Below are 11,672 nucleotides of genomic sequence, written 5' to 3'. Positions count from 1 at the left end.
TAGATGTGAATGTGTCTTGCCTGAACGATGTGTGGTGCCGCCCGATAAAAGAAAATCGGAAACGCTTTGCAGAAACATAAGTGCCGCTTATGTGCATGCTCATGCGGATCACGGCCAGACATCTTCTCTACTTCGCAGCCCTTGCCGATGAGGGCAGCTTCGGCGCGGCGGCGCGCGCCGTCAGCATCAGCCAGCCCGCGCTCTCGATGCAGATCAGGGATCTCGAGGCGGCGCTCGGCGGCAAGCTGGTGGAGCGCATGCCGGGCGGCCTGAAGCTGACGCGGCTGGGGCGGGAGGTCCTGTCCCGGGCGCGCCGGGTTTTGGCGGAGATGGCGGAGATCGAGGCGCTGCCGCGGCGGGGGCAGGGGCTTTCGGGTCAGCTCAACATCGGCGTCATCCCGACGGTCGCGCCCTATATCCTGCCCGTCGCGCTGACGCGGCTGCGCGCGTCGGACCTGACGCTCGACATCCGCGTGCGCGAGGCGCAGACGAACGTGCTCTTCGACAGTCTCGACAAGGGGCGGCTGGATGCGGCGCTGGTGGCCCTGCCTGCCTCCGGAGCCGATCTTGCCGTGCGGCCGCTCTTCGAGGACCGCTTCCTGCTTGCCGGCAGCCGTGCCCGGATCGAGGGGCTTGCCGGGGAGGGGGGAGCGGTGACGCCGAAGCCCTCCGAGCTCGATCCCGAGCAGCTTCTCCTTCTTGACGAGGGGCATTGCCTTGCCGACCAGGCGATCGCCGCCTGCGGTCTCGATCCGGGGCGGAGGCGGGTGGATCTCGGGGCGTCCTCCCTCGCAACGCTCTGCGGCCTTGTCGCCCAGGGGTTCGGTTTGACGCTGCTGCCCGAGATCGCGGTGCCGTCCGAGACCGCGTCCGCCCCGGACATGGCCCTCCATCGCTTCGCCGCGCCGGAGCCCGCTCGCACGCTCGCGCTGGTGCGGCGGGCCGGACAGGAGGGGGAGACGGACTGGTTCGAGGCGCTGGCCTCTCTCTTCGCAAAGGCCGGCGAGACCCTGATTGCCCGTGCGAGAGCCGCCGTTCCGGCCTGATCTGTCCGGGGTTTCCCGCCGCCGCTCAAGGCAGATCGGCGCCCCGCACGGCCAGCCAGTCGCCCATGCGGCGGCGGAACCACGTCCGCTGGCGCTTGGCATATTGCCGGGTGGCGATGACGGCGCGGTCCCGCGCGGTCTCGAGCGTGATCTCGCCGCGCAGGTGGGAGACGAGCTCCGGCGCACCGATGGCCCGGTCCCCGGGGCGGGCCGGGTCGTAGCGGCTTAGATTGGCGCGCGCCTCCTCGAGCGCCCCGCCTTCCAGCATCGCATCGAAGCGCCGCGCGAGGCGCGGGTTCAGCCAGTCTGTCGGAGCGTCCACCACGATCCTCAGCGCCTCGCCGGGCGGCAGGGGTGGGGCCGGCTGCTCCGCCTGCCATGCCGCAAGGCCGCGCCCCGTCGCGCGGAGCACCTCCCAGGCCCGTTGCACCCGCGCGCGGTTGGCCATGTCGGTCCTCGCACGGGTCGGCTCATCGAGTCCCTCCGACAGTTCGGCGAGCGACAGTCCGTCCGCCTCCGCCCGGACCTCCGCCGGCACGTCCGGCACGGGCGCCAGCCCCTCCGTGAGTGCCATGAAGTAAAGCCCCGTCCCCCCGGTGAAGATCGGCCGCACGCCGCCGCGGAGGACGTCCTCCGCCTCCCGCAGCCAGTGCCCCGCCGAATAGGGCGCCTCCCGCGCCACATGTCCGTAAAGCGCATGCGGTGCGCGGGCGAGGTCGCGAGGGCCCGGCCGCGCCGTCAGGACGCTCCAGTGGGCGTAGACCTGCAGCGCATCGGCATTGACGATGACGCCGCCCGCCTCTTCCGCGATCCGCAGCGCGAGGGCGGACTTTCCGCTCGCCGTCGGCCCCGCAATCAGGACGGGACGATCCGGGGGGAGGGCGGCAAGCGCATCAAGGAGGGCAGCGTCAATCATCTGAGCGGTTGAAGCGGCGGAGCTTTCGGTGTTCAAGGGCCATCGCGGCAGAGCGAGGGATATTTCATGCAGGTCAGTGGCGAAACTCCGGCGAAACCCTCCTACTCCCGTGTTCTTCTGAAGATCTCGGGCGAGGCGCTGATGGGCGACCAGGGCTACGGCCTGCATCCGCCGACAGTGCAGCGCATCGCCGCCGAGGTGAAGTCCGTCCACGACATGGGCGTCGAGATCTGCATGGTGATCGGCGGCGGAAACATCTTCCGCGGCCTCCAGGGCTCCGCCCAGGGGATGGAACGCACCACGGCCGACTACATGGGCATGCTCGCGACGGTGATGAACGCGCTGGCGATGCAATCCGCGCTCGAGGAGCTCGGCGTCTTCACCCGCGTCATCTCGGCGATTCCGATGGACCAGGTCTGCGAGCCGTATCTTCGCCGCCGCGCCGTGCGTCACCTCGAGAAGAAGCGAGTCTGCATCTTCGCCGCCGGCACCGGGAACCCCTACTTCACGACCGACACGGCGGCCACGCTTCGTGCCAACGAGATGGCCTGCGAGGCGATCTTCAAGGGCACCAAGGTCGACGGCGTCTATGACAGCGATCCGATGCTGAACCCCGATGCCAAGCGCTACGAGACGGTGAGCTACGACGATTGCCTCGCCAAGCACCTCAAGGTGATGGACGCCTCCGCCATCGCGCTCGCGCGTGACAACGATCTGCCGATCATCGTCTTCAGCCTCGACGAGCCGGGCGGTTTCCGCGGGATCCTCGCAGGGCAGGGCACCTATACCACCGTGAAGGGCTGAGGCGGCGCGCCGGGTCGGATCCGTCTTCGGTTAATCCTCCCTTAAGGCTTGCGGACCTATACAACCGTGCGTGCTCCCGGTAGAACCTCCGCGCACAAGACAGCATGTTTGCGAGGACGACGGTCATATGGCAGCGGAGTACGAAGAACCCGACATGGGCGACATCCAGCGCCGGATGGAGGGCGCGCTGACAGCGCTGAAGCACGAATTTCTGTCTCTCAGGACCGGACGCGCCTCCGCCTCGATGGTGGAGCCGGTGATGGTGGATGCCTACGGCACATCCACCCCGATCAACCAGATCGGCACGGTGAACGTGCCCGAGTCGCGGATGATCGCGATCAACATCTGGGACAAGTCGCTGGTGTCCAAGGCGGAGAAGGCGATCCGCGAGAGCGGTCTCGGAATCAACCCGGTGGTCGACGGAACGATTATCCGCCTGCCCATTCCGGAGCTGAACGAGGAGCGCCGGAGGGAACTCACGAAGGTCGCCTCGCAATATGCCGAGCATGCCCGCGTCGCGGTACGCAACGTGCGCCGGGACGGGATGGACGCCCTGAAAAAGGCAAAGTCCAACGGTATGCCCGAGGACGACCAGAAGATCTGGACGGACGAGATCCAGGCGGCCACCGACAAGGGCATCGCCGCCGTCGACGCCGCGCTGGAGCACAAGCAGGCGGAGATCATGCAGGTCTGAGACTGTAGCGGACCGTGCCGCCTGGCAGGCGTGCGCAGGGGAGGAGACCGGTCATGTCCGGCAAGGAGAGATTCCAGATCGTACCCGAGCATGTCGCCATCATCATGGACGGCAACGGCCGCTGGGCGACGTCCCGCGGCCGTCCGCGCATCTTCGGCCATCAGGCCGGCGCGCGCCGTGTCAGTGAGATCGTCGAGGCCTGCCCCGATTTCGGCGTCCGCTATCTGACGATCTTCGCCTTCTCCACCGAGAACTGGAAGCGCACCCAGGCCGAAGTCTCCGGCCTCATGACGCTGTTCCGCCGGTACATCACCAAGGAGGCGACGCGGCTCCTGAACAAGGGCGTCCGCGTGCGGTTCATCGGCGACCGGGTGAAGCTCGATGCCAAGCTGGTCAAGCTGATGGACGATCTGGAAACCCTCACCAAGTCGAACGACCGGGTGCACCTCACCATCGCGCTGAACTACGGCGGTCGGGACGAGGTCACGCGGGCGACGCAGCGCCTCGCCCACGAGGTCGCGGCGGGACGGCTGAAGCCGGAGGATGTCGGAGCCGAGACGCTCGCGCGCTTCCTCGATACGTGGCTTCTGCCGGATCCTGACCTGGTGATCCGAACAAGCGGAGAGGCCCGCATTTCTAACTTCCTTCTCTGGCAGAGCGCCTACGCCGAATACGAGTTCGTCGACACGCTCTGGCCCGATTTCACCGCTGACTGCTTCGGGTCCGTGCTCGCAGGATACGGCTCGCGCGAACGTCGCTTCGGAGCCGTTCGTGCCTGATCCGAGTGCTGCAACGACGTCGCGCTGGAACGATCTGCGGGACCGGGCCGCCTCCTCCGCGGCGATGGTGGTGATCGGTATCTTTGCCGTTCATTTCGGCGGCGTCTGGTTTCAGATGCTCACCGTCTTCGTGACGGCGATCCTGATGTGGGAACTGGCGCGGATGATCCGGCCCGAGTCGATCGTCTTCTCGATGATGCTCGCCGCCGGCACCGCCAGCATCCTGTCGGGCCTTCTCGGGACGCAGGAGCAGTGGTTCCTCCTCCTGATCTTCCTGCCCGCGATCCTCGGCACGTTCGCCATGTCTCGCGAGCGGCTGACCTTCTTCTGCTTTGCGGTGATGATCGTCGCGGCGGGGTGGGGCCTCGTCAGCTTCCGCGACGAGTATGGCGGCATCTGGCTTTACTGGCTGATCCTGGTGGTCATCGCGACCGACGTGCTCGGCTACTTCGCCGGGAAGTCCATCGGCGGGCCGAAATTCTGGCCGCGTGTCAGCCCCAAGAAGACATGGTCGGGCACGGCAGCTGGCTGGATCGGAGCGGGGCTCGTCGGTGCGCTCTTCCTCGTCTTCACCGATGCCGGGTGGGGCCTTGTCTGGGTGTCCATGCTGCTCTCACTGGCCAGCCAGATGGGCGATATCGCCGAAAGCGCGCTCAAGCGGCGCATGGGGGTGAAGGACAGCTCGGCCCTGATTCCCGGCCATGGCGGCCTCTTCGACCGTTTTGACGGGCTTTTGGGCGCCTCCCTCTTCCTGCTGGTGATCGCCCTCTTCGTGGACATTCCCCGAGTCGATCTGTGAAGCGCGTCAGCATTCTGGGCTCCACCGGTTCGATCGGCCAATCGACCCTCTCGCTCATCGCGGGGCGGCCGGAAGAGTATGACGTCGTCGCGCTGACGGGCGGGCGGAACGTCGAGCTTCTGGCCCGCCAGGCGGCGGAGACGGGCGCGGCCATCGCTGTCACCTCGGAGCCTGACCTCCTCGGCCAGCTGAAGGACGCACTCCCGGCGGGGATCGAAGCCGCGGCAGGGGCGGAGGCCATCGCGGAGGCTGCGGCGCGCCCGGCCGATTGGGTGATGTCCGCCATCGTCGGGGCCGCTGGCCTCGCGCCGGGCCTCGCCGCGATCGAGGCGGGAACCTCGCTGGCACTTGCCAACAAGGAAACGCTCGTCGCCGCCGGCCCCCTGGTCCTCTCCCGCGCTGCGGCATCGGGCGCCACCATCCTGCCGGTCGACAGCGAGCATTCGGCGATCTTCCAGGCGCTCCGGGGCGAGGATCCCGCCGCCGTCGAGCGGGTCATCATCACGGCCTCCGGCGGCGCGCTCAGGGACTGGCCGCTGGAGCGACTGGCCGAGGCGACGCCGGAGGAGGCCGGGCGGCATCCGAACTGGGCGATGGGAAACCGGATCACGGTGGACAGTGCGTCCATGTTCAACAAGGCCCTGGAAGTCATAGAAGCGAAAGAGTTTTTTGGATTTGCACCGGAGCGCATTGAGGTGCTGATCCATCACGAGAGCATCGTTCACGCCCTCGTCGGGTTCGTCGACGGCGGGGTGATGGCGCATCTCGGGCCGCCGGACATGCGCCATGCCATCGGCCATGCGCTCGACTGGCCGGACCGCCGGACGCTGCCCGTGGAGCGGCTCGATCTTGCGAAGATCGGCCAGCTGTCGTTTCGCCCGCCGGACGAGACGCGCTGGCCCGCGCTGCGTCTTGCCCGCGACGTCATGGCGCGCGGCGGGCTCACGGGGGCGGCGTTCAACGCGGCCAAGGAAGCCGCGCTCGACGCGTTTCTCGCACGGCAGGTCCGGTTCACCGACATGGCTCACATTGTCGAGACGGTGCTGGACGAGATGGACGCCAGCGGCGAAACCAGCCGCCGGGGAGAGGTTTCCCTCGGCGACGTCCTCGACACCGACGCCGCCGCCCGTGCCAGAGCCCGGGGCGCCGCAACGCGCCTGAGCCAGACCGTCTGAGGAAAGTTTCATGGACCTGACCGCCCTCCTGCCGTCATTCGGTGGCCTCGTATGGACGGCCATCGCCTTCGTGCTGGCGCTGTCGATCATCGTCTTCGTCCACGAGTTCGGTCACTACATCGTCGGCCGTTGGAGCGGGATTAAGGCGGACGTCTTCTCGATCGGTTTCGGGCCCGTGCTCTTCGGCCGGACGGACAGGCGCGGCACGTATTGGCAGATCGCCGCGCTGCCCTTCGGCGGCTACGTCAAGTTCAAGGGGGACGCGGACCCGGCCTCCGTGACGCGAGCGCCGGAGACCGCGCCCGGAGGCACGAACGAGAAACTTCTGCGGCAGGAGATGCGCAGCACGATGCACGGCGCGCCGCTCTGGGCCCGCGCCGCGACCGTCGCTGCCGGGCCGGTCTTCAACTTCATCCTGTCGATCCTCGTCTTCGCCGCGGTGATCCTCTACCAGGGCACGCCGCGTGAACCGGCGACGATCCGCGCGTTGGTCCCGCTTCCGGCAGAGGTGCAGGGTCTGGAGGCCGGTGACGAGATCCTGTCCGTCGGCGGCCGGGACGTCTCCACCCTTGGAGGGATCTACGAGGTTGCGGCTCAGCTGGATACCGATGGTGCGACAACGCCTTACACCGTGCGCCGGAACGGCGCGGAGACCGAGGTCGAGGGCCCGTTTCCGTTCCCGCCCGTCGTCTCCACCGTGCAGCCACAATCGGCGGCCTGGGATGCGGGGCTGAAGCCGGGAGACGTGATCGTCTCCGCCGACGGCACGCCGATTTCCTCCTTCCGGGATCTGCAGAAGATCGTGACGGTGAGCAAAGGCGCAGAGCTGGACCTCGGGATCTGGCGTGCCGGCGAGACCTTCACGGCGGCCCTCGCGCCGCGCTCCGTGGACATGCCCGTGACGGGCGGCGGGTTCGAGACGCGCTGGCTTCTGGGGCTGACCGGAAGTCTCGCCTTCGAGCCCGTGACCGTGACGCCGAGCCCGTTCACCGCCATCGGGCAGGGCGCCGAGCAGACGCTCTTCATCGTCCGGTCCTCCCTTTCCGGTCTGTGGCACATGGTCACCGGCGCGATTTCCTCGTGCAACCTGCGCGGTCCGCTCGGGATCGCGGAAACCAGCGGCGCCGCGGCGAGCCAGGGGCCGAGCACGTTCATCTGGTTCATCGCGGTCCTCTCCACCGCCGTGGGCCTTCTGAACCTCTTCCCGATTCCCGTTCTCGATGGCGGCCATCTGGTGTTCTACGCCTACGAGGCCGTGGCGCGCCGCCCCCCCAGTGACCGGGCGCTTCGGATCCTGATGGCGGGCGGTATGGCGCTGATGCTGGCGCTCATGATCTTCGCCCTGACCAACGACCTCTTCTGCCCCTGAGGTCCTGAGACCCTGTGGCGGTGCCGGATGGACTTTCCGGCGCGCCGGGCCTATGCGCGGAGGCGCAGCGTCGGGCGCCGTTCGGGAGCGCCCGGCAGGGACGAGGAGAGCAAAACATGGCCGTCGGTATCTTCGATAGCGGCCTTGGCGGGCTGACGGTTCTGGGCGCCGTGACACGGGCGATGCCGGATCTGCCGGTGGTCTATCTCGGCGACAATGCGAATGCGCCCTACGGCACGCGCGACGCGGACGATATCTTCGCGCTTACCTGCCGGGGTGTGGAGCGCCTGTTCGACGCCGGATGCGACCTTGTCATCCTCGCCTGCAACACCGCCTCCGCCGCCGGCCTGCGGCGGATGCAGGAAAGTTGGGTTCCGGAGGGCAAGCGCGTCCTCGGCGTCTTCGTGCCGCTGATCGAGGCCCTGACCGAGCGGCAATGGGGGGACAATTCGCCACCGCGCGAGGTCGGCGTGAACCATGTCGCGCTCTTCGCCACGCCCGCCACCGTCGCGTCCCGGGCCTTCCAGCGGGAGCTCGCCTTCCGCGCCATCGGCGTCGATGTCGAGGCGCAGGCCTGCGGCGGCGTGGTGGACGCGATCGAGGAGGGGGACATGATCCTCGCCGAGGCGCTCGTGCGCTCCCATGTCGACGCCCTGAAGCGCAAAATGCCGAAGCCCGGCGCCGCGGTTCTCGGCTGCACGCATTATCCGCTGGTGGAGCAGACCTTCGCCGAGGCGCTGGGGCCGGACGTCGCGGTCTATTCCCAGCCCGACCTCGTGGCGGCGAGCCTCAAGGACTACCTCGCGCGTCGACCCGAGATGATCGGGCCGGGGCAGGAGAGCGCGTTCCTGACGACGGGCGATCCGTCCCGTGTCTCCTCCCGCGCGACCCAGTTCCTGCGCCGCCCGATCGCGTTCGACGCGGCGTTCTGACCGATTGCGGGGGTGCGCCCCCGCTTCCTACATATCCTTCCAAGATCACGCGGGAGCCTTGCCCCATGACCAAGTCCGTCGCCATCCTCGGAGCGTCCGGCTACACCGGCGCCGAACTCGTGCGTCTGCTCGCCGGCCACCCGGAAATCGAGATTGCCGCGCTCTCGGCCGAGCGAAAGGCGGGGATGGAGATGGCGGCCGTTTTCCCGCATCTGCGCCACATGGATCTGCCGAGGCTGGTGCGGATCGAGGAGATCGATTTCACCGGGATCGACCTGTGCTTCTGTGCGCTGCCCCATGCGACGAGCCAGGAAGTCATCTCCGAGTTGCCGCGGGATCTGAAGATCGTGGATCTCTCCGCCGATTTCCGCCTGCGCGATCCGGCGGCCTACGAGCGTTGGTACGGCCGGCCGCACAGCGCGCTGGAGATGCAGAAGGAAGCCGTCTACGGGCTGACCGAGTTCTACCGCGAGGAGATCCGGGCCGCACGGCTGGTGGCGGGAACGGGCTGCAACGCGGCGACCGGGCTCTACTCGTTGCTGCCGCCCCTGATGGCCCAGGCGATCGATCCGGACGAGATCATCCTCGATCTGAAATGCGGCGTCTCGGGTGCCGGACGCGCGCTGAAGGAGAACCTCCTGCACGCCGAGCTGTCCGAGGGCTGGCAGCCCTATGCGGTGGGCGGCGCGCATCGGCACCTTGGCGAGTTTGACCAGGAGCTGTCGAAGGCGGCGGGGCAGGAGGTCTCGGTCCAGTTCACGCCGCACCTGATCCCCGGCAACCGCGGCATCCTCGCCAGCGTCTATGTCCGGGGCGAGGCGCGGGACATCCACGCGGCGATGACGGCCGCCTACCGCGAAGAGCCGTTTCTTACGGTCCTGCCGATGGGCGAGGTTCCCTCGACGCATCATGTCCGCGGCTCCAATCACGTTCATGTCGGTGTCGTGCAGGAGCGCAAGGATGGGCGGGCGACGATCTACACCGTGCTCGACAACCTCGCGAAGGGCTCCTCGGGCCAGGCGCTTCAGAATGCCAACCTGATGCTCGGCCTCGAGGAAACGCTCGGCCTCACGCTGGCGCCCGTTTTCCCCTAGACTGACCTCACGCCTGAAGAGGGCCCGATGCGCAGCCTGAAAAAGAAACGCCGGATCCAGATCATCCTCGTCGCCGTCCTCGCGCTCGCCAGTGCGACGGTGCTCATCGGCGTCGCGATGAAGGACGGCATCAACTTTTTCCGCCCGCCCTCGGAGGTTCTGGCCGCAGAGCCGGGTCCGGACGAGACGTTCCGAATCGGCGGGCTGGTGGAAGAGGGGACGCTCGTTTCGCTCCCCGACGGCTCCATACAGTTCAACGTGACGGACGGGGCAGGCTCCGTCCCGGTCACCTTCACCGGCGTTCCCCCCGACCTTTTCGCCGAGGGGCAGGGCATGATCGGCACCGGGCGTCTCGTCGCGGGCACATTCGAGGCAAGCGAGATACTGGCCCGCCACGACGAGACCTACATGCCGGCCGAGGTCGTGGATGCGCTGAAGGATCAGGGCGTCTACCGCGAGCCCGAGAGCTGACCGCAGGCGGTGCTCCCGCCTCCTCCTTTGCGCCCGGACCGCGCGCCCTGACCGCCGGGCGTTAACCCTTTTCTCCCCACCCTGTGACCGATCAGCAGGCCAGGTGTGGGAGAGACGGGCATGAGACGGATAGAGCAGATCGCCGAGGAGATCGTCCGCCGGGAGGGCGGCTACGTGAACGATCCCGACGATCCGGGCGGGCCGACCAAGTACGGCGTCACGCTCGGCACGTTGCAGCGCCTGAAGGACGACGTGACAGGCGACGGACGCGTGGATGCGGAGGACGTGAAGCGCCTCGGCAAGGACCGGGCCGTCGATATCTTCATCGAGCACTATTTCGCGCGTCCGAGGATCGCCGCGCTGCCGGAGCCGCTGCAGGCGACGGTCTTCGACATGTACGTCAATTCCGGGGCCAATGCGGTGCGGATCCTCCAGCGGCTCCTGTGCGACATGGGGCAGGTGGTGGCGGTGGACGGCGTGATCGGCCCCAAAACCATTGCCGCCGCCAAGGCCGCGGCCGCGGCGGCGCCCGATCATGTCGCCGATGCCTACGGGATCGCCCGGCGCAATTACTACTACGCGCTCGCGGATCGCCGCGCCTCCTCCCGCAAGTACGCGCGCCGCAAGGATGGCGGGAAGGGCGGGTGGATCCGCCGTGCGGAGGAGTTCATCTCGCCGCGGTTCCATCTCTCCGAGGACGCGCATCGCGAGCGGGTGGCGTCATGGGGCTGATCGACGGGCTTTTCTCATTGCTCTTCTCTGGCGGCCGGAACGCCGTGAAGGAGACGGTCGAGGTCTTCCGGGAAAACGCCGAGGCGGGGGCCGCCCGCGATGCAGACCGGGCGGAGGCGGCGCTCGCGCAGTTCGCTGCCGAGTTCGCGGCGCCCCGGCAGAGCGTCTTCGATCGCGTCATCGACGGGCTGAACCGGCTGCCGCGGCCGGCCCTCGCCCTTGGCACGCTCGGTCTTTTCGTCTCGGCGATGGTGGATCCGGTCTGGTTCGCCGGACGGATGCAGGGCATTGCGCTCGTTCCGGAGCCGCTCTGGTGGCTGATGGGCGCCATCGTGTCGTTCTATTTCGGCGCCCGCCACCAGGCCAAGAGCCAGTCCTTCCAGCGTTCCATCGCCCAGACCGTGGCCCTCGCGCCGTCCGTCGTGCGCCACACCGCCGCGCTCAGGGCGCTCGGGGCCGGGGCGGGCGAGGAGGAAGAGGTGGAGGGCGCCGGGGACGCAACCTCCGCCAATCCCGCTCTTGCCGAATGGAGGTCCAGATGACGGACTGCACCGGATTCAGCGATGTGACGAGCCGCCTCGGACGGCTGGAGATGCATCGCGCGGTGGACGAAGTGCACCGCAAGAACGTGGAGCTGCGGCTGGCGGCGATCGAAGACATGCTCAAGTGGCTCGTCCGGCTCGTGGTCGGGGCGCTCGTCCTTGGCATGATGGCCTTCGCCCTGAACGGTGGGCTGGTCGTCGCCTGAGGCTCGGCGCAAGCTCGCCGTGCCGGTCGGTTGGGTAACGGCGGGCTTGCGGCGAGCGGCGGTTTGATGTCCCTGTGTGGCGCAACGGCAAGACAGGGGCAGGAGGCGGCGAG

At 68.1% G+C, this 11,672-nt stretch carries 14 protein-coding genes; 13 read left to right on the top strand and 1 reads right to left on the bottom strand.

Annotation, left to right across the window (positions count from 1 at the left end):
* Positions 1-101: 101 nt before the first annotated feature.
* Positions 102-1,046, top strand: coding sequence for a hydrogen peroxide-inducible genes activator (locus tag DQG15_RS07040; RefSeq protein WP_116084691.1), 945 nt, complete (start codon positions 102-104; stop codon positions 1,044-1,046).
* A gap of 25 nt (positions 1,047-1,071) precedes the next feature.
* Here the strand turns inward: DQG15_RS07040 and miaA are convergent, their stop codons facing one another.
* Positions 1,072-1,962: a tRNA (adenosine(37)-N6)-dimethylallyltransferase MiaA gene (gene miaA, locus DQG15_RS07035; protein ID WP_116084689.1), complete on the bottom strand. Its 891-nt coding sequence runs from the start codon at positions 1,960-1,962 to the stop codon at positions 1,072-1,074.
* 66 nt (positions 1,963-2,028) lie between these two features.
* Here miaA and pyrH point away from each other — a divergent pair, with 66 nt between their 5' ends.
* The 12 genes from pyrH to DQG15_RS06975 all read left to right on the top strand — a co-directional run bounded on the left by pyrH (position 2,029) and on the right by DQG15_RS06975 (position 11,559).
* A complete protein-coding gene (pyrH, locus tag DQG15_RS07030) occupies positions 2,029-2,766 on the top strand; it encodes a UMP kinase (protein ID WP_116083979.1) in 738 nt (245 codons plus the stop codon).
* Positions 2,767-2,893: 127 nt separating this feature from the next.
* Complete coding sequence (gene frr / locus DQG15_RS07025) at positions 2,894-3,460, top strand: ribosome recycling factor (RefSeq protein WP_116083978.1); 567 nt, start codon at positions 2,894-2,896, stop codon at positions 3,458-3,460.
* A 53-nt stretch (positions 3,461-3,513) separates the two neighbouring features.
* Complete coding sequence (gene uppS / locus DQG15_RS07020; RefSeq protein WP_116083976.1) at positions 3,514-4,239, top strand: polyprenyl diphosphate synthase; 726 nt, start codon at positions 3,514-3,516, stop codon at positions 4,237-4,239.
* Positions 4,232-5,038, top strand: coding sequence for a phosphatidate cytidylyltransferase (locus DQG15_RS07015; protein WP_255415114.1), 807 nt, complete (start codon positions 4,232-4,234; stop codon positions 5,036-5,038). The genes uppS and DQG15_RS07015 overlap by 8 nt, the downstream gene beginning before the upstream one ends.
* On the top strand, positions 5,035-6,213 hold the full coding sequence (dxr, locus tag DQG15_RS07010; RefSeq protein ID WP_116083974.1) for a 1-deoxy-D-xylulose-5-phosphate reductoisomerase: 1,179 nt from the start codon (positions 5,035-5,037) through the stop codon (positions 6,211-6,213). Before DQG15_RS07015 ends, dxr begins: the two co-directional genes overlap by 4 nt.
* A 10-nt stretch (positions 6,214-6,223) precedes the next feature.
* Positions 6,224-7,582, top strand: coding sequence for an RIP metalloprotease RseP (gene rseP, locus DQG15_RS07005; protein ID WP_116083972.1), 1,359 nt, complete (start codon positions 6,224-6,226; stop codon positions 7,580-7,582).
* Between the two features lie 116 nt (positions 7,583-7,698).
* Positions 7,699-8,514 (top strand): glutamate racemase, encoded by an 816-nt coding sequence (locus DQG15_RS07000; protein ID WP_116083971.1) that lies wholly within the window; start codon positions 7,699-7,701, stop codon positions 8,512-8,514.
* Between the two features lie 65 nt (positions 8,515-8,579).
* Positions 8,580-9,608: an N-acetyl-gamma-glutamyl-phosphate reductase gene (gene argC, locus DQG15_RS06995; protein WP_116083969.1), complete on the top strand. Its 1,029-nt coding sequence runs from the start codon at positions 8,580-8,582 to the stop codon at positions 9,606-9,608.
* Between the two features lie 27 nt (positions 9,609-9,635).
* Positions 9,636-10,079, top strand: coding sequence for a cytochrome c maturation protein CcmE (gene ccmE / locus DQG15_RS06990; RefSeq protein ID WP_116083967.1), 444 nt, complete (start codon positions 9,636-9,638; stop codon positions 10,077-10,079).
* Positions 10,080-10,199: 120 nt separating this feature from the next.
* Positions 10,200-10,811 (top strand): holin-associated N-acetylmuramidase, encoded by a 612-nt coding sequence (locus DQG15_RS06985; protein ID WP_116083965.1) that lies wholly within the window; start codon positions 10,200-10,202, stop codon positions 10,809-10,811.
* Positions 10,802-11,353, top strand: a complete 552-nt coding sequence (locus DQG15_RS06980; protein WP_116083963.1) for a holin family protein — start codon at positions 10,802-10,804, stop codon at positions 11,351-11,353. Before DQG15_RS06985 ends, DQG15_RS06980 begins: the two co-directional genes overlap by 10 nt.
* Positions 11,350-11,559 carry a hemolysin XhlA family protein gene (locus DQG15_RS06975; RefSeq protein WP_232830753.1) on the top strand — a complete coding sequence of 70 codons (210 nt, stop codon included), beginning with the start codon at positions 11,350-11,352 and terminating at the stop codon, positions 11,557-11,559. Before DQG15_RS06980 ends, DQG15_RS06975 begins: the two co-directional genes overlap by 4 nt.
* Positions 11,560-11,672 lie beyond the last annotated feature (113 nt).

The sequence above is a fragment of the Tropicimonas sp. IMCC34011 genome (genome assembly GCF_003390865.1).
Lineage (GTDB): Bacteria > Pseudomonadota > Alphaproteobacteria > Rhodobacterales > Rhodobacteraceae > Tropicimonas_B.
The sequence above is the reverse complement of the archived record's forward strand: the minus strand, read 5'-3'. Positions and strand labels throughout refer to the sequence as shown.